Genomic DNA, 21,855 nt, shown 5'->3' with positions numbered 1-21,855 from the left:
CTCCCCTTTTGTTCCTGGCACATTCCGCCCCTTTTGTTCCTGGCACATTCCGCCTCTTTTGTTCCTGGCACATTCCGCCTCTTTTGTTCCTGACACATTCCGCCTCTTTTGTTCCTGGCACATCCCCCACCCTTTTTGTTCCTGGCACATTCCGCCCCTTTTGTTCCTGGCACATTCCGCCCCTTTTGTTCCTGGCACATTCCGCCTCTTTTGTTCCTGGCACATTCCGCCTCTTTTGTTCCTGGCACGTTCCACCCTTTTTGTTCCTGGCACATTCCGCCTCTTTTGTTCCTGGCACATTCCATCTCTTTTGTTCCTGGCACATTCCGCCCCTCTTGTTCCTGGCACATTCCACCTCTTTTGTTCCTGGCACATTCCACCTCTTTTGTTCCTGGCACGTTCCACACTATCCGTTCCACACTCACATTCCACACTATCAAAATACAAATTTATTAAATTTCTATCAAGGGGTTTCGTGCTATTTTCATAGATGTTACAATGTGTCCCGAAGGAAATTTTATCGTTACTCTCGACCCGAATTAGTCAGAGATTCCAACAAAAACGTAAAGAAAGGGTGTCTTCGGATGCATTTAGGAAGCAAAGGCTGGTACGTGGAAGAACTTAAAAAAGCGGGTGTTCGCCGCTATGAAGAACGTAAAGTAGAATCTTATAAAAAACATGTTCTTCATAACTTATTAGAAAAAACAAAATAAAAATGATCAAGGGGCTGAATTTTCTTCAGCCCCTTTTATTGTTCTTACAAATCAACTATTGTCGTTTGGAAACACAACGCCGATTTGCTTTCTAACTTCGTCCATCACTTCCATCACCGTAAGAGAGTTCTCAAATGAATTAATTGGTGATTCTGTTTCCCCTGCTTGAATGAGTTCAATGAATTGTTTTGCTTCATAATACATAGACAACGCTGACTGTGTCTCGGTAAGATCTTCCACTGAACCATTTCGATACTGTATTTCTACTTTCTCTGGTGTATTAATTTTATCAATAACCATATTCCCCTCTTCCCCTTGTATCTCTGATGGTAAAGAGGAATTGGTAATTTTTGAATACATTATAACAGCATCAAAATCTTTATAACGGAGGAGAACACTACCTTCCCCATCTACCCCTGTTTCTAATAAAACTCCGCTTGCTTTTACTTCTAGTGGTTTTCCAAATAACACAATAAGTGGATAGAGACAGTAAATTCCTATATCCATTAACGATCCGTTTGAGAATTTTGGATCAAAAGCATTTAGTACTGTTCCTTGTTTGTATGCATCATATCTAGAAGAATACTGACAATAACTCGCAAAATACCTTCTCACTTTCCCTACCTTATGCAGGTTATTCTGAATCACTTTAAAATTAGGTAAAAACGATGACTTCATCGCTTCCATTAATAGAACATTATTTTCCTTTGCGGCTTCTACCATCAATGTAACTTCCCGTATATTGGATGCCAAAGGCTTTTCGCATAATACATGTTTTTTATTCTGAAGAAAAGTGACAGCCTGTTTTGCATGAAATGAATTAGGACTTGCTAAATAAACAGCATCTATTTCATCACTTTTAGCCATTTCTTCTAAGTTTGTAAAAGTAGTTTCAACACCGTATTTACTTGCAAATTCATTTGCCTTTTCAGATGTTCTCGAATATACTGCTGTTAATTTAAAATCCTCAATATTACTTGCAGCTTCTAAAAAAGCGTCAGTAATCCAATTAGTTCCTACTACACCAAATCGAATCATAACTGTTCCTCCTAAATATGTATAACTTCAGCTATCCATAAGAGTAACCTTTTTTCTAATAAATTTCCATTATAACTCTTTAGCTAAATAGGAACCAAACGCAAACACGTAACGTAACAGTCAATGTGAGAATTTTTCCACATGTTTCATTAAAAGGGATTTGGTGTATATTAAGAGGTAGACTATTTAATTTATTTGGAAAGGTGATTACGTAAATGAGAGAACAAAAGTTCATGAAAGATACAAAAACAATTAAAACAGCACATGTACTTCCACCAGACACAAATAATCATGGAACACTATTTGGTGGAAAATTAATGGCATATATTGATGATGTAGCATCTATTTCTGCTTTAAAACATGCAAGGAAGCCCGTTGTAACGGCATCAACTGATTCCGTTGATTTCTTAGAACCAATTGTAGTCGGAGATGCTGTAACACTAGAAGCAATCGTAAGCTACACAGGGCGCAGTTCTATGGAAATATCTGTGAAGGTAACTTCTGAAAACCTATTAACAGGAGATACAAAAGTAGCTGCCATTTCCTTTCTCACCTTCGTTGCCCTTGAAGATGGAAAACCTGTAGAAATTCCGGAAATTGTTCCACAAACGGAAGAAGAAAAATGGCTAAATGAAACAGCAAAAGACCGTGCACAGCACCGAAAAGCTCGAAAAAAACACAGCCAAGAGCTAGCTGAATTTTTCGCTAAAGCCTACTAACGATCAAAGCCTGTCCATGCAAATCTGGTCAGGCTTTTTCATTTTTAAAACACGCTAAAGCAGCCTGCAATATCGACTTGGTCAATTAACGCGTTAACTCACTTTGGGACGGACCTCTAAACAATTCTCTTATTCTTCCGATAAAAAGGGTATGCCCATTTTGAAGAACATCTATATCATAATTTGTTGCCCTGCTTCACCACCTAAGTATTCGAGACATTTTCCTTTTCAACACCTCAATACAAATTAAGGCGTTTTATACATACAAAAATTCAAGTTCTTTTAACTTCAAGGAGGGTACATATTGAATAATAAATTAGGATACATTCTACTTTTACTGACCATTTTTATTACTGGTTGCTCCTCTTCCCCCCAGGAAAATAATAAGCAGGAGCAAAGTATTGGAATATTATTATCTGACACGGGTCTAGGTGATGACTCCTTTAATGACTCAGCTTTTCGAGGGTTAGAGAAAGCTCGTGATGAATTAGGAATATTATTTGATTATAGGGAAGCACCAGATGGGGATTTTGAAGGTGCCTTTGCCGAGTTAGTGAAACAAGAACATGACTTAATAATTGGATTAGGATTTTCCGTACAAGAAGCCCTTGAAAAAACCGCAAAAACCCACCCAAAACAAAGGTTTTTATTGATTGATGGGGTTTCAGAATTAGACAATGTTACTTCTATTACATTTAAAGACCATGAAGGTAGCTTTTTAGTTGGTATGGTAGCAGCGATGACAACGAAGACGAATAAGCTCGGTTACATAGCTGGAGATGATGTACCAGTAATTAAACGCTTTGAAAAGGGATTTGAACAGGGGGCAAAATACGTTAATCCATCCATTACTATTTTCAAGGAAAATGCCAATAATTTTGGAGATGCCAAATTGGGAGCAAAAATTGCCAACAAACAAATTAAAAAAGGTGCAGATTTCTTGTACCATGCTGCAGGTTTTACCGGAGCAGGTGCTCTCCAAGCAGCACAGCAAGCGAACGTCTATGCCGCTGGGGTAGACTCGGATCAATATTTTGTAGCAGAGAAAGCCGTTGTGACGTCTATGGTGAAAAAGATTGATAATGCCGTATTTGATATAGCGAAAAGCCTTAAAGAAACTGGAAAGATAAGCAAACCTATATATGAACTAGGATTGAAGGAAGATGGAGTTGGATTAGCACCTATTCGAGTTGCACCATTAACTAGCGAAGAGAAAAAGAAAATAGAAGAAGCAACAGAAAAGATTATTTCAGGTGATATACCTATTAACATTCAATAAAAACAAGGAGTAGGATTCTATGACTTTAAAGAAAAGACTTATACTACTAGGAATCATCCCGTTAATCCTCTCGACATTTATTATTGGCTATATTATTTATCAATTAATTAATATTCAAAGTTCGGCAAAAGAAGATGTAGAGATTTTACTGAAAACAGAAGATTTGGAAGGAAATCTTATTGTCACCAAACAATCTCTAGCTAATTATTCCTTTAATGCTACTGATGCTAATAAACAAGAAGTGCAAGGCTTAATGAAATCAACCCAGGAGCAAATCACTAATCTAAAGGGTTTAATTGATGAACATGATCAACAAGAGACCCTGACAAAAATCACTACAAAATTCGATGAACTGACTCAGGCGTCCCTTACCGCTCTAGACACTAATAGTAAAGCAGAAATTAAACGGCAATCTATTCGAATATCGGGTATTTTAAACGATATGTTCTTACTAAAAAAACAAACAAACGAATGGTACGACAATTTACTTCAAGAGACACAGCAAAAAATAAACTTTATTGTTCTCTCTACTATTATAGGGACAATAACGATTATCTTATTATCTATTGGTCTATCCTTATATTTAGCAGGTCGCATTGTGAAGCCGATTAATAAAATCGTAAAAGATGCCGAAAGTGTTGCCAGTGGTGATTTGACTGTTCAAACAGACTCGAACTCTTCTCGTAAAAGCCGCTATGAAATTGATAAACTTCAGTTAGCTTTTGCCGAGATGATTGAAAACCTACGAAATACAGTCACTTCCGTTGAAGACATCGGAACCAAGGTGAAGCAATTTACAGGTGAAGTTAGCAATAGAATGGTAAGTTTGACGGAAAGCAGTAACCAAGTAGCAGTATCTACTACAGAACTCGCTAAGGGAAGTCAATCAATTTCAGAAGAAATTCAATCAACAGCAGAGATAATGTCACAATTTGGAGAGGAATTTTCTCATAATGTTCAGGAAAGCAAACGTTCTACTGCGTCTAGTAAAATAGCTTTATCTAGTGTAAAAGCTGGAAAGACCTCATTAAACAACCAGAAGAACTATGCTGAACAAATAGCAATTTCCTCAAAAGATATAAAAATTTCTGTTGATCACTTTTCCCAGTATGCAGGTGAAATTGAAAGTGCAGCACAGTCTGTAAAGGAAATTGCTGAACAAACAAATTTATTAGCACTCAATGCTGCAATAGAAGCAGCACGGGCTGGAGAGGCTGGAAAAGGATTTGCTGTCGTCGCACAAGAGGTAAGAAAACTAGCAGAGGACTCTTCCAGTGCTACAGAATTAATTACTAAGATGGTTAATAATATTAAAACAGGCATTTTAACAATCTCTCAATCTTCCCAAAAAGGAAATGAACTGTCTACAGAGCAACTAAATTCTATGGTTGATACAGAAAAATCCTTTGAAGATATTTCAGAAAATGTCTCCATTATTTCCGACCAGCTTACTAATCTGGAACATGCCATGCAGAAGTCTAATGAGAAGACTCATAACGTTATTACAGCAATCGAAAATATTTCAGCTGTAACAGAACAAACAGCGGCAAGTACAGAAGAGATTTCAGCATCTACAGAAGAACAACAATCCTCCTTCAAACAGATGAATGAACAAGTTCAACAACTAAATAATATGACTTCAGAGATGAATGAATTATTAAGCCGCTTTAAATTGTAACAGTAAAAAAGTAGGGTGACGAATATCGTCACCCTACTTTTTATTTTACAAACAGTTTAAATTTATATAACGAAATGCTTCGAGTACAAAGGAAGAAAATTCAAAATCTATCGGAAGACAATTGATATAACAGTATTTAGACCACTTATTTACCTTTTTTTCTATAAAAAATCTTGTAACATTTTGTCGACTGGCAAATTTCCCCACATGTACAACCCTCATAAATCTCCTATACTGTATAGAAGTATTATAAGTGTTTAGAATTATATAGGTTGGAGGAATACTGATGTTTTCAAACTCTGAAATTGGTATTGATTTAGGAACAGCTAATATTCTTGTATATAGTAAAAATAAAGGAATTATTTTAAATGAACCTTCTGTTGTCGCTATTGATACAGAAACCAAAAGTGTTTTAGCAGTTGGAACTGAAGCGAAGAGTATGATTGGAAAAACCCCTGGAAAAATTGTTGCAGTTCGCCCGTTAAAAGATGGTGTAATTGCTGATTTTGATATGACAACAGAAATGTTAAAACAAATTATGAAAAAGGCGAGTAAGCTACTTGGACTATCTATCCGTAAACCAAATATAGTTGTTTGTACCCCTTCAGGCGCTACCTCTGTTGAACGTCGTGCAATACAAGATGCAGTCAAAGCCAGCGGAGCAAAAACAGCTACACTTATCGAGGAACCCGTAGCAGCAGCTATCGGAGCGGATCTTCCGGTAGAAGAACCAGTTGCTAATGTGATTGTCGATATTGGTGGTGGTACGACAGAGGTTGGTATCATCTCATATGGCGGGGTTGTATCCTGTAATACAATCCGCGTTGGTGGAGACCAAATGGACGAAGATATCATTCAGCATGTTCGGAAAAAATACAATCTACTAATTGGTGAACGAACAGCGGAACAAATCAAAATGGAAGTCGGTCATGCATTGATTGACCACGAAGAACTTACAATTGATATTCGAGGACGCGATTTAGTAACCGGGTTGCCAAAGACTATTACCCTACAATCGCCTGAAATACAAGGGGCATTAAAAGAATCGCTTCTTCATATCCTTGAAACAATTCGAGCAACACTTGAAAATTGTCCTCCTGAACTTAGCGGAGACATTGTGGATCGAGGAGTAATTTTAACTGGGGGCGGCGCTTTACTAAATGGACTTCAAGAATGGCTAAGTAGTGAAATTATCGTTCCCGTCCATTTAGCACCTAATCCGCTTGAATCTGTTGCAATCGGAACAGGTCGTTCGCTTTCCGTTATTCATAAACTACAAAAGGCCGCAAAATAACATCTAATTACTACCGCCCTTTTAAATTAGAGTGGTTTTTTGATGGCGATTGAGTGGCACTCACGGGATAAATGTGGATAATTGTCTTTTCGCTGAGATAATGATAACCAACACTATTAGAAAGGGACCGATAAACTAAATTATCGGTCCCTTTTAGTGAAGATGAAAGGAGTGGCTTCACATATTACATAGTATGAGTTAGCGATAGATATGCTTGTACTATTGACTTAATTTCACTTACAGTTTTAAAAAAGGCTCTTTTCTCATAGATTATTGTTTTCAGTTATACATTCTCCCCGTTGATTTCTGCTACGGGCACTTGTTTGCAAAAGGTTGTTGCTTTTAACAACAGTTGAAAACATAGAGTGGATTGCAGTGGAAAGGAACGGTCTATTCCCCACAAACAATAAAACTTACGAAAACAACTCCAAAAATAAGCTAATATTTTACCCAAAAACAAAATGTAAGTATTTCACGAAAAAAATATGAAAGACTAATTAACAGGTGGTGAGGACAATGGAAGAGCAGCAAATAGAGGACTTATTCAGTTTTTATGGTTATAGCGATTTGTATAAACGATTTCAAGTCCCACTTTACGTAACTGGTCTCCTGGATAATGTTGAAACAGAAGTATTAGAAGATTTCTTAGAAAAGTTCTCGTTTGATTATCCAGTACTGTTTGATGAATTCCGATTCTGGTTCAAGTATTTTCTTGTTTCCAAAGGTTCACCCTATAATCATTAAAAAGCTACTTCCTTTTCAAGGGAACCAGCTTTTTTAATAACGTTTTTCCTGAAAAATCAAGCAACTAATATACTCTAACGCCAGCGCAATGCAATTAGTAACCGACAGCAATCCATATCGGCTACTTTTGATGTAAACTCTAACCGTAACCCATCAGGATCGTAATGAACATCTACATCCGACGTAACTCCTATAGAATGAATTAAACGTTTAACCTCTTTAATATCTGAAGTTTGTGCAGCATACATTAATTCAGTGTCAAATTGCTTTGACGCAGATAATCTATCAAGAACTATACTCGCTTCTTTCATAAGTTTTTTGGATTCATTCGCTGAATCATACAAAAGAGTCGGGTCAATAGCTGGATATTGTCGGATTGGCCAATACCCAGGATGATGATAAGCCGGATGATAGTAACTAGGGTGATGAAAATAATACATGGACAGGCTCCCCTCCTAGAAAAGTACACACAATAAACTATATGCGTAAATGCCCGTTTCAGGGAATAAAAAAACTTTCAATTTCGATAGATTACTGCAATAAAATGCTGGTGATAAATCTATTTTTTGGCTATTCGTATGAAATTGAGGTTTCATACGAATAGCCGAAGGTCACAGGAATTTTATGTTTAAAGTAATGTTTCTAAAAGCCCATATTTTTCATCTCGTTGCCTCTCCAATATTTCTTTTTCTGCATAGAGCTGTTGTATTTTTTCCAACCCGTCCTCTCTTAATAGCTGCTGGTCAATTTCAACTATGGACTCCTCTATTTTTTCTAAATCCTTTTCAATCTCGTCCATCGAAGGTGTCTGCTCAAGTGCTTTCCGAGTTTGAGTCGGTTTAGAATCTTGTATCTTACTGTCTTTATTTTTTTCTGGAACCTCTCTTTCTGTCATTTCATGAAGCTTCCCCTTGGCCCATTGATAAGCTCCATCAAAACCATACAGTTTCTGGTTGTAAATCCAATACGTTTTCTTAAACAATTTATTTAAAAAGTACCTGTCGTGAGAGACAGCTAAAATGGTTCCGTGAAAGTCTTCTAGCGCATCCTCTAATACCTCACGTGAATCAATATCTAAATGGTTGGTCGGCTCATCTAATACGAGAAAATTAATGTCCTGATGCATTAATTGTGCTAACCTAAGCCTCATCTTCTCTCCACCACTAAGATCTCCAACCTTTCGAAAGACGTTAGGTCCATAGAATAAGAATTTAGCTAAAATATGCCTTGCATCTCCCTCGGTTACCGCCACTTCGTCTCTGAAGGCGTCAATTAATCGTACTTTAGGATCCTTCATTGTAAAATGTTGCGAAAGATACCCAAGTTTCACATTGCTTCCTAGTTTTATTTCACCAATATCAGGGATTTCCCCTCCTAAGAGCATTCTAATAATAGTGGACTTACCTGTACCATTTTTTCCGACAATTGCTGTTCTATCTTGATAATGGACAAGTAACGTTGCTTCTTGGAATAAAGGTTTATCCCCAAATGCTTTTGCAACACCATCCATGGAGAAAACAACTTTACCGCTACGGTCTGTTTGCTCGAACTCCAAGCCCATCTTTTTCTTTTCTAATACAGGTCGCTTCAGTTTTTCCATTCTTTCTAATGCTCTCTCCATATTGCGGGCTCTCTTATGCAACCCTTCATTTGGGGGATTCGCTTGATTCGCCCATTCTCGTAATCGTTTAATTGCTTCCTTCATTTTTTTTATTTTTTTCTGTTGCTCTTGGTATGCTTGAAATTCAATAAGTAGCCGTTCTTCTTTTTCTTTCACAAATCCTGAGTAATTTTGATGGTAAACCGTGAGCTCTCCCTCTTCTAAATCATATATTTTCGTAATGACGTTATCTAAGAAGTAGCGATCATGGGATATGCACATGACTGTCCCTTCATAGTCTGTTAAGAACGATTCCAACCATTCTACTGCACCAATATCAAGATGGTTAGTTGGTTCATCTAGAAGCAGGAGGTCTGGCTCCTGTAATAAAACAAGCCCTAAGCATAGTTTCGTTTGTTCTCCCCCACTTAATTGTTGAAATTGTTTATCGAGCAACCCCTCTATGCCTAAACCATTTGCAACCTTTGCAATAGTACTTTCCATTTCATATCCACCGGAGTTTGTGAATGTATCTTGAAGCTTTCCATATTCTTCGAGAAGCTTTGACAGGCTATCCTCATTTTTTTCCGATGCCATCTGCTTCTCCAGCTCCTTGATCCTTTCCCCTGTTTGCACTAAAGAAACAAAGGCGGATTGTAAAACTTCTATGCCTGTTGTCTCTTCTGAGTATTGTGGTATTTGGGCAAGATAGCCAATTTTCGCTCCTTTCTTCAAATGAATCTCCCCATGATCTGGCTGTTCTACGCCTGAAAGAAGTTTGAATATCGTTGTCTTTCCCGTTCCATTTCTACCTACGAGACCAATTCTATCACCGGACTTTATTTCAAATGTCATATTCTCAAAAATTAAATTCCCGCCGAACATTTTACTTAGTTGTTGTGCACTGCAAAGTATCATTTCTATCATTTCCTCTCATTGTTTCAATTTGATAACGGTAAGAGGCTGCGTCTATAAAAAAAGGCCACAGGTAAGCAAAAGGCTCACCTATGACCAATAAATCAAGCTAATCAAAATACTTCGACACATGCTGAAGTATTTTGACAACGCTTTTTAAATGTTCACTCTAACGACAAAAAGAGAGCCATGAAGCCCTCTTTTTCCGATTTAAAGGATATTTGTGGAATTTGAGACCTCTTACCGTTCTGTTTCATATTTAATTGCTAAAAATGGGCATACGTATCCCGTTAAAAGCAACAACATGAAAAATTGCACGGCAAATGTAAATATACTCTAAAAACTGTCCATGCAACCCTACAGAACGACTCATCTCAACTCCACCTCCTTCACATAGTAATTGTTTATATTATACAACTTTTCTGATATTTAATACAAGACCAAAATAACATCTATTGTTTCTTTTTATACAATAGTCTAGACAGCACAAGCCCTATTACACCGATTGGAATCAAAATCATCGCTCGGATGGCAAAATCAAGAAACACTAAATCCATAAGGAAAAACTTCACTAACGTAATTCCTAGAAAACTAATTCCAACCCATCTGTAAAAAATATCTTTTTTACTTTCCCCGAAAATTAAATAAAAAATGGAAAATGCTGCAAGTGCCACCGTAAAAGCAGTCATTCGATCTGAATACAACCAATCATTCACTAACTCTGAAGTAGATCTTAGTAGGAACAGGAACACTAATCCTGTACTGAATGTCTTTAACACCGATGGAGACATCGTCAAGAATTTTTTATTATTCCTCTTAAGGGTATAAACGTATCCAAAATATAAAAGAAACGCTGGTACGACCTCACCAAAATAGTGTCCAACTGGTTGTAGAACTGTTCCAAAAAACGAGATAAAAATCAACACGAACGATGCAGCAAGATTAATGTAACTTTTCCGTTGATAGGCTAGCATAAGCAAGACAACTGCCTGAATGCCTAGCAATAAAAAGCTCCAATCATATTCCACATACTCTAAAATAAGTAGAAGTAAGTGAACGGACCCTAACAGTAGCAGAACATCCTTCGTAGACTTCTTCTCCATTTTCTGAAAAAAGGAAATAGCAATATAAATTACTCCTAATAAGGCATAATACCAAAGCGGAATATCCAGATATACAACCTGCATTAACCCCATCAAAATAAAAGTCCCTGACACAAACGCGGGAATAAGTTCCGCATTTAATCGTTTTCCTTTATCCAATATAATGATCGCTAATAAGTAGACATGCTGGATGGCAAACGGAAAGATTGTTTTTATCGTAATCTCTCCCATTCCAAAAGCAGCAAAAAATAGCATTGTAAAATAAAGCAGGTAATAAGAAATATTCCATCCATAACGATAACCTTTTAGAAAACTAAACGTTGTTAAAAGGAAAAAGATAATTAATTGATAACCATAAAATAACCATTCATTTCGTGCTTCTCCAGCAAAAATAAATGGAAATAAATAAGCACCTACACCAATTAAGCACAATATTAGCTGCGATTTATGATGATGAGAAAGCCATATTCCTGCTGCAATCAATAGTACTAATAATATATTCGTTACAATCCCGTTGATAAAACCATATAATATATTTACCGAAAACAGCGTAATTACCGACAAGACGATGCTTCCTGATAAAAGCGTGATACCCAGCTTGCGTTGATCTTTGATAAAACGTTCCCCGCCGGCATACATTAGAATACTAACAACTGCTCCAATAACAACACGAAAGCCAGGAGTTAGCCAACCGTTCTGAGAAGCAGCCATAAATCCCCAAATACTTCCTATTAATAATACGAAAAGGAATACTTTTGGAAGCCACCATTCAACGGAAAAGTCAATTCCTTTATCTTCTGGTTGTGTCTGATTTTTAGCTTGCTTTTCTACTTCCTGCTCAACTTGTTTAGTAGTTGATACTGCCACCTTTTGACTAGGTCGCTCCACCGATTCCTCTTTTGCCCTTATCAATTCTCTTTTTACTACATATAGTTCTTTTTCCAAGTACTTCATCTTTTGTTCTAATTCTTCTAATTTCCGCTCATTCATTGCTTTCACCCCCTACCCGTTATTTATACATGATGTAGGTAATAAATTCCTCTATTTTAAAAATATCCTTCTTTAATGCTACCTAGTATTCGAAAATGTGAAAGTCGATTACCTTCAGTACCAATCGCTTCCTTTGCTAATCACTATGCCAACTGACTCTCAAAATGCACTTACCCCTTATATTATAATAGGAATCAACTGCACAAACCTTTCGATTTCATACTCCATTTACTATGTTGCTTCTACTGCTTCACTAGTCATTTTATCCTGTTTTCCTATTTGAACAAGTTACGCTCTTTCTTTAAAGTTATTCTTCTAACTAGGAATAAAGAATGTTGACCATATTTTCTAATTAAGTTAGAATTCCCATACATTAATACTAAATAAAGGAAGGTAATCAACTTGAAAAACAGGATAACTGTAGCCTTTATCTCAGCCTTGATAATAAGCATAATCTATCTAATATCAGAGTATAGTTTGAATGAAATGGTAAAAGAATTCTCTTTCTCGTCTCTACTCATATTAGCAGGGTATACACTGTTGTTTTTTATTATCTACTTTGTTATTGTTTCACCTCTTCAAGTCCTAATAGAAAAATATTTTAAAAAGAGGTATAGTCTGAGTTCTTTAGCTTTACTTTTGCTTTTTTCTTTTATTGTTCATTTTGCATTATATAATGTATTTAATAGTCATACTCCCTTTTATAAAAATCTAGAAGTAATAGTTTCTATATTCCTAACCTCCATTGTATATTGGTTCGTTCATTCACTTTTAAGAAAAGAACTACCCTATTAATTTTATATAGTACTATTTTAGAAAAAACATAGAAGCACAGACAAGAGGCTGGAACATAACTAAAATACTATACCCTAAAGACGAACAATGTCAGGTTAAATCATTTAGTAATCGCTGTTAAACACTGCTGTTGATTTCCGTGTCAAGACTTCGCTTTCCGCGGGCGGTCGGTGAGCGTCCTCATCGCTTCGCTCTTGCGGAGTCTCACCTGCTCCGCTTCTCCCACAGGAGTCTTCGTCTTGCACTCTAATCAACAGCTAGAACAAGTTAAAAAGAACAACAAGTTTTATTAAGACTTATAAAAAAATCCGAACTAATTTGCCTTCAAATGAAAGAATTAGTTCGGATTTTTATTCACCTAGAACACATTTGTCCTAGCCTCTTTGACTTACTTAAGCTTTTACATAGAAACACTAAAATATTCTTGTGGAGTTCCTGGCGTAAGATATGCGAAATCCCACTCGCTATCTACTGAAAACAAATGTAATGGTACCATATCATCACTGGCATAAGTAGCCATATAAAATTCGTGACTTGGCGCTTTATCATGGGCTCCACTAATACTTAAAGAAGGAGAAGAGGTTAAGGTAGCTTCATAGTAATAGTTAATATTTGGATATATACTACCAAATGGAATACCCACATCATGCTTAACTCTCCACTGCATTTTACTGCTTGATGAGTAATCTTCAATTACTTCAATTCCTGACTTTGGTGCTGTGTCCCTCTCAATAATATCAGTACAAGCACGATCCTCACATCTTAATGATTCCCCTACATATCTATCATAAGTAAAGTCATTCCAAGTAAGAAAAGCATTAACATCTACTCTAGTCCTATAATCGTTAGAAAAGTAATCGAAACTTCTATCATCACCGTGAAGGTATGTTCCGTTAAAAGGCATTGGATCTTCTACTGATTCTTGGGGAATAAACGTAGTATATCTGAATATGTAATTTCTCCATTCAGAAGTACCTGGAAACGATGCTATACCAAATTCATTTCCTTTATCTTCTGTTTTCTTACCTTTAAGTAAAGTTTCCTTCTTAGTTAAGTATTCTTCTGTATTACTTGGTGTATTTACAATACTAGTTAATGTTCCCCTCACAGTATACATTTCTTGCAATTCCTTCTTAGAAGCCTTTTTTAACCTTTCATCCCCTAATTGTTTGTTAATAGCTGCTTTTTGTTTAGCATTGACTTCTGTCTCTCCGACAACACTATATACATATCTTTCTCCAGATTTTACTTTTTTATCTGTAAACGTCAGTTTTTTAGTTTGCCCTATTTTCTCTCCATCTCTGAAAATTTCATACTTACCATCATTATCTGGTAAGGCATCCCAAGTTAGCAGAACTTCTTCATCTGTAATAATAGCTTCAAGCGTATTACCGTCAACTTTCTTCGACATAATATCTTCCTTTAAATTATCCTTTTCCTTAATCATGAGGGATTTATTAACTTTATCCTGAGATCCCTCCTCGTTATCTACTTTTAGGTTAACTACTTCTTCTAACTTATTATCTTTGTAGATCCCGACCTTATATTTTTCAAATTCATTCTCTAAAGAGTCACTAAAGTTTGGTGACACCCCTTGATAAAGGATTTCTCCATTTTGAAATACTTTATAATAGTCTGCTTGCTCATTAATGTGGAAGTTTACTACTGATTTATTTTGCTCAACATCAACAACATTCTGTTCTGCCGAAGCACTGTTTGAAACCATTAATAAACCACCTAAAATAACGCTACCAATTGCAAATTTCCTCATTTGGTATTTCCCTCCTCATATGGTAATATTCTTACAACTAGTCATTATAAACATCAAAAAATATATTTCTATATAATTTCGACAAAATAATTCATTAATACTATTTATAACTAGACAACATTAGTAAATAACTACCGATTACTGATATGAATTAGTGAATATATATTCACTTACTACTAATCAATCAAATTTTCAAAAGAAAAAGCTTTATGTTTTATAAAAGGGAAACTTCATGTTGAATAGCGAGTTCAGTTTTAAAAGAGAAATATTAAAACACGACAAGTAAATGGTTATAACTAAAAATTAAATCAAAACGAAAATACCAACATAGATAGAACACGAAAAAAGCTCAGAGTATTAGCTCTAAGCTTCATTTTTTATATTAGATTTACTTCAGTAGAGTTCTCTTACTTTAAAAGTTTTTTATAGGCTGTTTTCTAAAAGATTGTTGCTTTTAACAACATGGAAAACGTAGAGTGAGTGGGAGCGGAAGGCACTTGATTCTTGCAGGATCTAGGGGAAAAGTCTAGACCCCACAACAGACGAAACGAATGTCTAGCTTAGCGGCTAGTTCGCTATGAAAAAGATACAATTCCCAAAAACAACAAACTTTTCAAAAACAGCCTTTTTGTAATGTTAAATTAGTATAACAACAATCAAGCAACAGAATAATTGTAATTTCAGCTACTTGCCAAACCTTTTACTCTGCTATTTCTATTGTTCCTCAACAAGTATTCGGTACTTTTCAACGTTGTATTTAAGCTAAACGTTTAAAATTCTGCCCCAATATCTCCTGCATATTATGAACAGTAATAAACGCTCTATTATCTATTTGTGTAATGTAACCTTTTAATCTAGAAAAATCTTTTCTTCCTAAAATCGTTGTAATAACTTCTTTTTGGTCTGAGGTAAAAGCACCTTTAGCTGTATGAATTGTCGCACCTTTTCCTAACTCATGTACGATATATGCTTTGATTTCCTCACTATGCTGACTAATAATCACAACTTCTTTATTTGTATTAAATTGCTGCAACACATAGTCAATCACAAGTCCATTTAGGATAACTCCAAAGAAAGCGTACATTCCGACTTGTGGTCCAAATAGCACAGCAGAAAACAACGCGATGGAAAGGTCGGCAAGCAAAACGCCTCTTCCTACTTCTATATTAAAATATTTATTTAAAATCATCGCAATAATATCTGTTCCACCAGTAGATGCCTTCTGATTAAATACAATTGCCATACCGATTGCAGCAATACATTGACCAATAATTAACTGAATCAAGAGATCCTTACTAAGTGGTTCGCTCATCGGTGCAATAATTTCAAGTAACCAAACAAAGAAAGAAAGGGCAAAACTCGTATAAATTGTTTTGGCACCAAAATTAAAACCAAGAAAGATAATACCAATAATAAACAGGACAATATTTAAAAGAATCATAAACAGTCCAATTGAAACATTAGGGAAGATGTCATTCATTAAAATGGACATTCCACCTACTCCCCCCGTCGCTAAGCTATTAGGGGATAAGAAAAAATGAACATTCACCGAAGCAAGAAACGCACCGAAATTCATCAACAAGAAAGTAATTACTTTTTGCCGCATCGCCGCAACCTCCTTTTTCTATATGATTTTTACGTATTATTTAAATGCTTGAATAACGGGATTATATAAGCCTTCATTACCTTTGTAAAGGGAATATGGGAAGGTTTAACTATTGTGAAAATTGGAAAGGGTTCCATTTCGAAATTACGTTATTTAACTATCCATTCGTTTGCTCGCGTTTACAGCCTTTTTTTGAATAAAACTAAAAAGGCTAACCCAAAAGCACCTAACATGATGCCTTTAGATTAGTCCCTTATTATCATCCATACTGTTTTTTTGGACGATGAGCTCTAAAATGTATTTGTGGAATAATAATACCAATTAATATGAGTAAAATTCCGACCAGCTGTAATTCACTAACGCTCTCGTTAAGAATGATCACTGCCGCAATAATTGCTGCCGGTAGTTCAGCAGCACCAACAATCGTTGAAATACTTGAGTCTAAATGTGGTGTTCCAATCGCAAAAAGGACTATTGGTAATATCATTCCAAATAAGGCTACTACTAAACCAAACCCTGCCATGTTTACTATTTCTACAGGCTCTTTCAAAAATGATGGTTGGAAGCATATAAACACCGTCAGTAAGCCACCTATGCCAATAAATAAGCTACGTTGTAATGTAGGAACACCCTGAGCAACTTTTCCGCTAAAGAAAATAAATAAAGCAAAGGTAATACTTCCAAGAAAACCGAAGAGGATACCCTCGATGTTTTCTGACCAGCGGAAACCGGACGCGGAACCTATACCACCTGCTAACAATGTCCCCGCCCATAGAAATACAACCGATAACAGTTTTTTATTAGAAGGAATTTTTTTTAGATAAACAGCCTCGATTAACAGTCCGATCCAAGTAAACTGAAAAAGCATAACAACCGCAATTGATGCTGGTACTCTTGCCAAACTCATACCATAAAAAATTCCGGTTAAACTTAAAAAGATTCCGACGCCAAAGAGGGATGCAAGCTGTTTTACATCAAATTTAACCTTTTTACCAAACAAAAAGGCCAAGAAGAGAATAAGAACTCCATATAAATATTGTATACCGGTTACTTCCGTGACGGTAAAACCTTGAGCAAAACCAATTTTCACAATAGAAGCATGAATTCCGTAACTACATGCACCTAATAAAACAAATAACGAATAATGAAGCTGCTTCATTTCGCTCCCCCTTCCTTTTAAATAATCTCAAGCTAGTATAATACTTCCCCAATTGTTTCGGCAATAGAAATATCATACTAGTTACCGATTTTAATAATACATAAAAAAAGAACTGCTTCAATAGTTTAAAAGCAGTCCCAATTTTTATTTTCTTAGCGATTATCAATTTTTTCCGGGTATAAGTCGTGATTCATAAGACGGTGATCAGCCATTTTTTCATATTTCGTTCCAGGCTTACCATAGTTACAATACGGATCAATGGAAATGCCGCCACGAGGAGTAAATTTCCCCCATACTTCAATATACCTTGGATCCATCAGTTCAATTAGATCATTCATAATAATATTCATACAGTCCTCATGGAAATCACCATGATTTCTAAAGCTAAATAGATACAATTTAAGCGACTTACTTTCAACCATTTTAATATCTGGTATATAACTAATATAAATGGTCGCAAAATCCGGTTGACGTGTTTTTGGACATAAGCTTGTAAACTCCGGGCAATTGAATTTCACAAAATAATCACGATTTGGATGTTGATTATCGAAAGTTTCGAGTACTTGTGGAGCGTATTCAAATAAATAATCAGTACCTTGATTTCCTAGTAATGTTACATCTTGTAGTTCTTCATCTTTTCTTCCGGACATAAAAAAATCCTCCTATTTCCGCTCTTTGCGAAAAGGAAGACATAGCATTGCCTAAAAAACCAGCAACTCCAAACTACTTTACTCTAATAGAATGATACAAAGACACCTTTGTACTGTATCCCTAGAACCATAGTTTTTTATAGAGGGTAAATGCTATGAACCTCTTCGAAAGCCGACATTCATTTTGATTGTTAACAACGTTATCGTAAGTAATTTAATCGGTAATGTCAATAAGTAATATCTAGAAAACACTAATTCTTTAGCCTTTTTTCATAAAGGAGAAGCATCCCTAATCATTAAGTCAATGTTACCTTCTGTATACTCTTTAAAATACCTTCTACTCTACTCATTTTACTATTATTTATCCAAACTTTTCTTCATTACTCTTCAAAAAAGTATTATTTTCTATTACACCTATATTGTTATTCCTAAAAGAATATTGATTTTTAAATTTATTAGCTATTTAAAGACTGACTGGTCTATTAGTTATGTAATAAGGTGAGATGAGTTCTGAATAGTCTAAATAGTTAGATATAAGGATTGCCTATGACTAGTTGTTTCTACTATACTCACATTACCATCGATGGTAATAAGAAGTAGCTATTTCTCTATGAATCTAATCAAAGGGGTATATTATATATGTCAAAAAAACTAGCAGGTATTGTTTTAGGAACTTCTCTAGTATTCGGCTCAACTTTATCAGGCACATCCGCATTTGCTTCACAACCTTCAGATTCTCTTCTATCAAAAATGGAATTGCAACAAAAGGTAATGAAAAAAGAGAAAAACTCTCCCATGTTTTTATCTGGTAAATTATCAAAAGACAAGGTTAAAAACGAAAAATCTGTTAAAGAGTTTCTCAAAGCAAATAAGGACTTATTTGAGGTTAATCCACATACTGAGTTAACTCTCCTAGAAAAGACTACAGACGAACTTGGAATTACTCATTATAAATTCTCTCAATCAGTAAAAGGTGTGCCTGTAGATGGAGCAATCTTTGTTGTCCATGCCAATAAAGACAACGAAGTAATTGCTGCGACAGGACAACTATATAAAGAAGCATCGAAACAAGTGAAGAATACAAAAGCTAAGGTCAACCAACAAAAAGCCATTGACCTTGCCTGGGAACATATTGATTTATCAGAAAAAGATACAGCTGTAAGTTCTTCTGATGAACCATCTTTAGGAGCGGCAAAAGATTCTGTTAAAAATACAAATGTAAAGAAAGAGCTGGTTGTCCATGAAATGGATGGAGAATTTAACCTTGCCTATAAAGTGCAACTACAATTCATTCAACCATATGGTGCTAACTGGCAAATCTTTGTGGATGCCGAGAGTGGAAAAGTTTTAGAATCTTATAATGCTGTAGCTGATGCCGCAACATCCGGTTATGGTTATGGCGTTCTAGGTGACTACAAACAGTTAAATACGTATTCTTCAAACGGAACCTACTATTTATTTGATACTACTAAGCCAATGAATGGAGTTATTGAAACAAGAACTGCAAATAACCGTTCAAGTTTACCAGGATCTTACTCCGTAGATAGCAACAATGCATGGACATCTAGCTCTCAGGGTGCGGAAGTAGATGCCCACGCAAACGCGGAGAAGGTATACGATTATTACTTGAATACACATAATCGAAATAGTTTTGACAACAATGGAGCGTCCCTCGTATCAACTGTTCATTACGGTTATAACTACAATAATGCTTTCTGGAATGGATCACAAATGGTGTACGGCGATGGTGATGGTTCTACCTTTACCTCTCTCTCAGGTGCATTGGATGTAGTCGCTCATGAACTAACACATGCTGTAACAGAACGTACTGCTGGGTTACAGTACCAATATCAATCTGGTGCTCTAAATGAATCCTTTTCTGACGTATTTGGTTATTTCCTAGATTCAGAGGATTATTTAATGGGGGAAGACGTCTATACTCCAGGTGTATCAGGTGACGCACTTCGCAGTCTTTCCAACCCATCACGTTACGGGCAACCAGAACATATGAATGACTATGTAAACACATCGGCAGATAACGGAGGGGTTCACATTAACTCAGGTATTCCAAATAAGGCTGCCTACCATACAATCTCTAGTATCGGAAAAACAAAAGCAGAGAAAATCTACTACCGAGCTTTAACTGTTTACTTAACACCAACAAGTAACTTCAGCTATGCTCGTGCGGCACTTCTTCAGTCTGCTGCTGATCTTTATGGCAACGGAAGCTCCACATATAATGCTGTTAAATCTGCATGGGATGCTGTAGGAGTATACTAAAAAAACGGAAGTAATTTTTAATATAGAAACAGTATAAAGAACACTAACCTCCATTGTCACCCGACAAAAACGGGTGGTATGGAGGTTAGCTTTTTCCCCTTCATTTTCTACGTCTTATACAATCTACTCGCAACCATACTAAAACTACATAAGAAAGTTTATCTTATCTTTAGTTTCCACTAATTAGATCTCACGGAAAGTTTAAAATAAAAGAGAAAGCTTATTAAGGGATAAAAAGGCTCACCATCGGATAATATTCTAGATTTCACCAACAACTTTATTGAGGAAAAGCAGTACGAGTCTTTCAGAGCAACAAAATTTCCGGATAAGCGATTGGCCGTTTTAACTCGTATGCAGGAGAGTTGTACAAAAATGTTATACTTAGGTATAGTTGTTTGATTACTATGATAAAGGCTTGTTAGTTTTTAATTAAAAACTCTATACTATCCTATCTGTTAACCTTCCCCACAGTGAATGAAAATAGAATAATCTAGATTGATAGGTTAGTAGTATTAACATATTTTGTTCGAGGAGGATATATACTATATGAAAAAATCCAAAGGTTCTATTGAATCAGAGATAAGTAAGGCAATTACTCAATGGGAAAAGGACTATCTTGGGCGTGGATCTATTTCATGCAAGACAGATATATTACGGGATATGGTAATTGTGAATTTACAAGGTATTTTAACACCGGCAGAATATACCGTTTGTGAAACAAAGGATGGCATGTTAACTATAAAGAAAACACGTTCGGAGTTAGTTGAATCAGGAGTAGAAAATCTTAAAGATATTGTACTAACTGTAACTGGAGAAAAAGTGAAAAGTTTTCATACTGATATAAGCTCTCGTACAGGAGAACGACTAATGGTTTTTAAGTTATTTAATGATCTTGAGAAAAAACTTTAATCTTAAGGTTATCTTCATAAAATTTGTTGCTTTTTAACTACAAATTAAGTGTAATCAACAGGCAGAATTTATAAGGGAAAACAACAATAAAGGGCTTTCTGTAAAAGGATTAAGGCGAGTTGGAGATAACAGACAATTTAGCGAATTTTTTATTTTTTTAAACTATAATTTAAAAAAGCTTATAAAAACGGCTCATGAAGAAGTTGACAAATTCTATAATATGGTATAATTTATAGTTAACTTAAAAAATCGGTAGATGTTTATTTTAACCTTTTTATAAAAATTAGGGCTTTAGCATTTTTTTAATAGTTACTATTGACTGAATGAAAAAGTTTCCTAATATAAGAACGGGAAAGTAACATAAATCGATATATTTCATAATCTAGAGTATCGGATTAGTGATGCACCGACTTTGTCTTTGAATAAAAAGGAAAACATAAATTATTATATCCTATAAAAAGGGAGCTCTTCAAAAAGCTTTGCTGAAGCTAGTTGAAGTGAAACCGACAATTTTTCATAATTCCGTGATGTTATAACATCATGGAATTGTGAAAGTTGTCGGTTTTTTTATTGAGTAAAAACATCTAACCAATAATACAAAGAGTAAATAAA

Annotated in this window: 17 protein-coding genes; 8 read left to right on the top strand and 9 right to left on the bottom strand. The window is 35.6% G+C overall.

Annotated elements, in window-relative coordinates; translation table 11 throughout:
- Positions 1-584 precede the first annotated feature (584 nt).
- Positions 585-713, top strand: a complete 129-nt coding sequence (locus tag ACFSUL_RS04945; RefSeq protein ID WP_377933250.1) for a DUF2639 domain-containing protein — start codon at positions 585-587, stop codon at positions 711-713.
- Between the two features lie 51 nt (positions 714-764).
- Here the strand turns inward: ACFSUL_RS04945 and ACFSUL_RS04940 are convergent, their stop codons facing one another.
- Positions 765-1,751: a Gfo/Idh/MocA family protein gene (locus ACFSUL_RS04940; RefSeq protein WP_377933248.1), complete on the bottom strand. Its 987-nt coding sequence runs from the start codon at positions 1,749-1,751 to the stop codon at positions 765-767.
- A gap of 215 nt (positions 1,752-1,966) precedes the next feature.
- Here ACFSUL_RS04940 and ACFSUL_RS04935 point away from each other — a divergent pair, with 215 nt between their 5' ends.
- From ACFSUL_RS04935 to ACFSUL_RS04915, 5 genes are all read left to right on the top strand, one after another.
- Positions 1,967-2,470 carry an acyl-CoA thioesterase gene (locus ACFSUL_RS04935; protein WP_377933246.1) on the top strand — a complete coding sequence of 168 codons (504 nt, stop codon included), beginning with the start codon at positions 1,967-1,969 and terminating at the stop codon, positions 2,468-2,470.
- Positions 2,471-2,774: 304 nt separating this feature from the next.
- Positions 2,775-3,749, top strand: a complete 975-nt coding sequence (locus ACFSUL_RS04930; protein WP_377933244.1) for a BMP family lipoprotein — start codon at positions 2,775-2,777, stop codon at positions 3,747-3,749.
- A gap of 19 nt (positions 3,750-3,768) precedes the next feature.
- Positions 3,769-5,427, top strand: a complete 1,659-nt coding sequence (locus ACFSUL_RS04925; RefSeq protein WP_377933242.1) for a methyl-accepting chemotaxis protein — start codon at positions 3,769-3,771, stop codon at positions 5,425-5,427.
- 286 nt (positions 5,428-5,713) lie between these two features.
- Positions 5,714-6,721, top strand: a complete 1,008-nt coding sequence (gene mreBH / locus ACFSUL_RS04920; RefSeq protein ID WP_377933240.1) for a rod-share determining protein MreBH — start codon at positions 5,714-5,716, stop codon at positions 6,719-6,721.
- Positions 6,722-7,237: 516 nt separating this feature from the next.
- Positions 7,238-7,465 (top strand): hypothetical protein, encoded by a 228-nt coding sequence (locus tag ACFSUL_RS04915; protein ID WP_377933238.1) that lies wholly within the window; start codon positions 7,238-7,240, stop codon positions 7,463-7,465.
- Between the two features lie 74 nt (positions 7,466-7,539).
- Here ACFSUL_RS04915 and ACFSUL_RS04910 read toward each other — a convergent pair whose 3' ends face one another.
- The 8 genes from ACFSUL_RS04910 to queF all read right to left on the bottom strand — a co-directional run bounded on the left by ACFSUL_RS04910 (position 7,540) and on the right by queF (position 18,054).
- Positions 7,540-7,905, bottom strand: a complete 366-nt coding sequence (locus ACFSUL_RS04910) for a hypothetical protein (protein WP_377933236.1) — start codon at positions 7,903-7,905, stop codon at positions 7,540-7,542.
- A gap of 188 nt (positions 7,906-8,093) precedes the next feature.
- A complete protein-coding gene (gene abc-f, locus ACFSUL_RS04905) occupies positions 8,094-9,983 on the bottom strand; it encodes a ribosomal protection-like ABC-F family protein (protein ID WP_377933234.1) in 1,890 nt (629 codons plus the stop codon).
- A 256-nt stretch (positions 9,984-10,239) separates the two neighbouring features.
- A complete protein-coding gene (locus tag ACFSUL_RS04900; RefSeq protein ID WP_377933233.1) occupies positions 10,240-10,353 on the bottom strand; it encodes an RAxF-45 family protein in 114 nt (37 codons plus the stop codon).
- A 79-nt stretch (positions 10,354-10,432) separates the two neighbouring features.
- A complete protein-coding gene (locus ACFSUL_RS04895) occupies positions 10,433-12,073 on the bottom strand; it encodes a DUF2339 domain-containing protein (protein ID WP_377933231.1) in 1,641 nt (546 codons plus the stop codon).
- A gap of 1,195 nt (positions 12,074-13,268) precedes the next feature.
- Positions 13,269-14,639 (bottom strand): hypothetical protein, encoded by a 1,371-nt coding sequence (locus ACFSUL_RS04890; protein ID WP_071413393.1) that lies wholly within the window; start codon positions 14,637-14,639, stop codon positions 13,269-13,271.
- Positions 14,640-15,396: 757 nt separating this feature from the next.
- Entirely contained in the window at positions 15,397-16,245 is an 849-nt protein-coding gene (locus ACFSUL_RS04885) for a YitT family protein (protein ID WP_377933228.1), read from the bottom strand.
- A 259-nt stretch (positions 16,246-16,504) separates the two neighbouring features.
- Complete coding sequence (locus tag ACFSUL_RS04880) at positions 16,505-17,404, bottom strand: EamA family transporter (protein WP_377933226.1); 900 nt, start codon at positions 17,402-17,404, stop codon at positions 16,505-16,507.
- 152 nt (positions 17,405-17,556) lie between these two features.
- Positions 17,557-18,054: a preQ(1) synthase gene (queF, locus tag ACFSUL_RS04875; protein ID WP_071413390.1), complete on the bottom strand. Its 498-nt coding sequence runs from the start codon at positions 18,052-18,054 to the stop codon at positions 17,557-17,559.
- Between the two features lie 639 nt (positions 18,055-18,693).
- Between queF and ACFSUL_RS04870 the strand changes: the two genes are divergently transcribed.
- Positions 18,694-20,334 (top strand): M4 family metallopeptidase, encoded by a 1,641-nt coding sequence (locus ACFSUL_RS04870; protein ID WP_377933224.1) that lies wholly within the window; start codon positions 18,694-18,696, stop codon positions 20,332-20,334.
- A gap of 546 nt (positions 20,335-20,880) precedes the next feature.
- Entirely contained in the window at positions 20,881-21,243 is a 363-nt protein-coding gene (locus tag ACFSUL_RS04865; protein ID WP_377933222.1) for a DUF2294 domain-containing protein, read from the top strand.
- Positions 21,244-21,855 lie beyond the last annotated feature (612 nt).

Origin of the sequence: Bacillus seohaeanensis (assembly GCF_042684945.1) — a bacterium.
Classification (GTDB): Bacteria; Bacillota; Bacilli; order Bacillales; family Bacillaceae_B; genus Rossellomorea; species Rossellomorea seohaeanensis.
The sequence above is the reverse complement of the archived record's forward strand: the minus strand, read 5'-3'. Positions and strand labels throughout refer to the sequence as shown.

Excerpts from the sequence above, each read along its gene's own strand:
- ACFSUL_RS04945 (WP_377933250.1), top strand. The coding sequence starts at position 585 with ATGCATTTAGGAAGCAAAGGCTGGTACGTGGAAGAACTTAAAAAAGCG.
- ACFSUL_RS04940 (WP_377933248.1), bottom strand. The coding sequence starts at position 1,751 with ATGATTCGATTTGGTGTAGTAGGAACTAATTGGATTACTGACGCTTTT.
- ACFSUL_RS04935 (WP_377933246.1), top strand. The coding sequence starts at position 1,967 with ATGAGAGAACAAAAGTTCATGAAAGATACAAAAACAATTAAAACAGCA.
- ACFSUL_RS04925 (WP_377933242.1), top strand. The coding sequence starts at position 3,769 with ATGACTTTAAAGAAAAGACTTATACTACTAGGAATCATCCCGTTAATC.
- mreBH (WP_377933240.1), top strand. The coding sequence starts at position 5,714 with ATGTTTTCAAACTCTGAAATTGGTATTGATTTAGGAACAGCTAATATT.
- ACFSUL_RS04915 (WP_377933238.1), top strand. The coding sequence starts at position 7,238 with ATGGAAGAGCAGCAAATAGAGGACTTATTCAGTTTTTATGGTTATAGC.
- ACFSUL_RS04910 (WP_377933236.1), bottom strand. The coding sequence starts at position 7,905 with ATGTATTATTTTCATCACCCTAGTTACTATCATCCGGCTTATCATCAT.
- abc-f (WP_377933234.1), bottom strand. The coding sequence starts at position 9,983 with ATGATACTTTGCAGTGCACAACAACTAAGTAAAATGTTCGGCGGGAAT.
- ACFSUL_RS04900 (WP_377933233.1), bottom strand. The coding sequence starts at position 10,353 with ATGAGTCGTTCTGTAGGGTTGCATGGACAGTTTTTAGAGTATATTTAC.
- ACFSUL_RS04895 (WP_377933231.1), bottom strand. The coding sequence starts at position 12,073 with ATGAATGAGCGGAAATTAGAAGAATTAGAACAAAAGATGAAGTACTTG.
- ACFSUL_RS04890 (WP_071413393.1), bottom strand. The coding sequence starts at position 14,639 with ATGAGGAAATTTGCAATTGGTAGCGTTATTTTAGGTGGTTTATTAATG.
- ACFSUL_RS04885 (WP_377933228.1), bottom strand. The coding sequence starts at position 16,245 with ATGCGGCAAAAAGTAATTACTTTCTTGTTGATGAATTTCGGTGCGTTT.
- ACFSUL_RS04880 (WP_377933226.1), bottom strand. The coding sequence starts at position 17,404 with ATGAAGCAGCTTCATTATTCGTTATTTGTTTTATTAGGTGCATGTAGT.
- queF (WP_071413390.1), bottom strand. The coding sequence starts at position 18,054 with ATGTCCGGAAGAAAAGATGAAGAACTACAAGATGTAACATTACTAGGA.
- ACFSUL_RS04870 (WP_377933224.1), top strand. The coding sequence starts at position 18,694 with ATGTCAAAAAAACTAGCAGGTATTGTTTTAGGAACTTCTCTAGTATTC.
- ACFSUL_RS04865 (WP_377933222.1), top strand. The coding sequence starts at position 20,881 with ATGAAAAAATCCAAAGGTTCTATTGAATCAGAGATAAGTAAGGCAATT.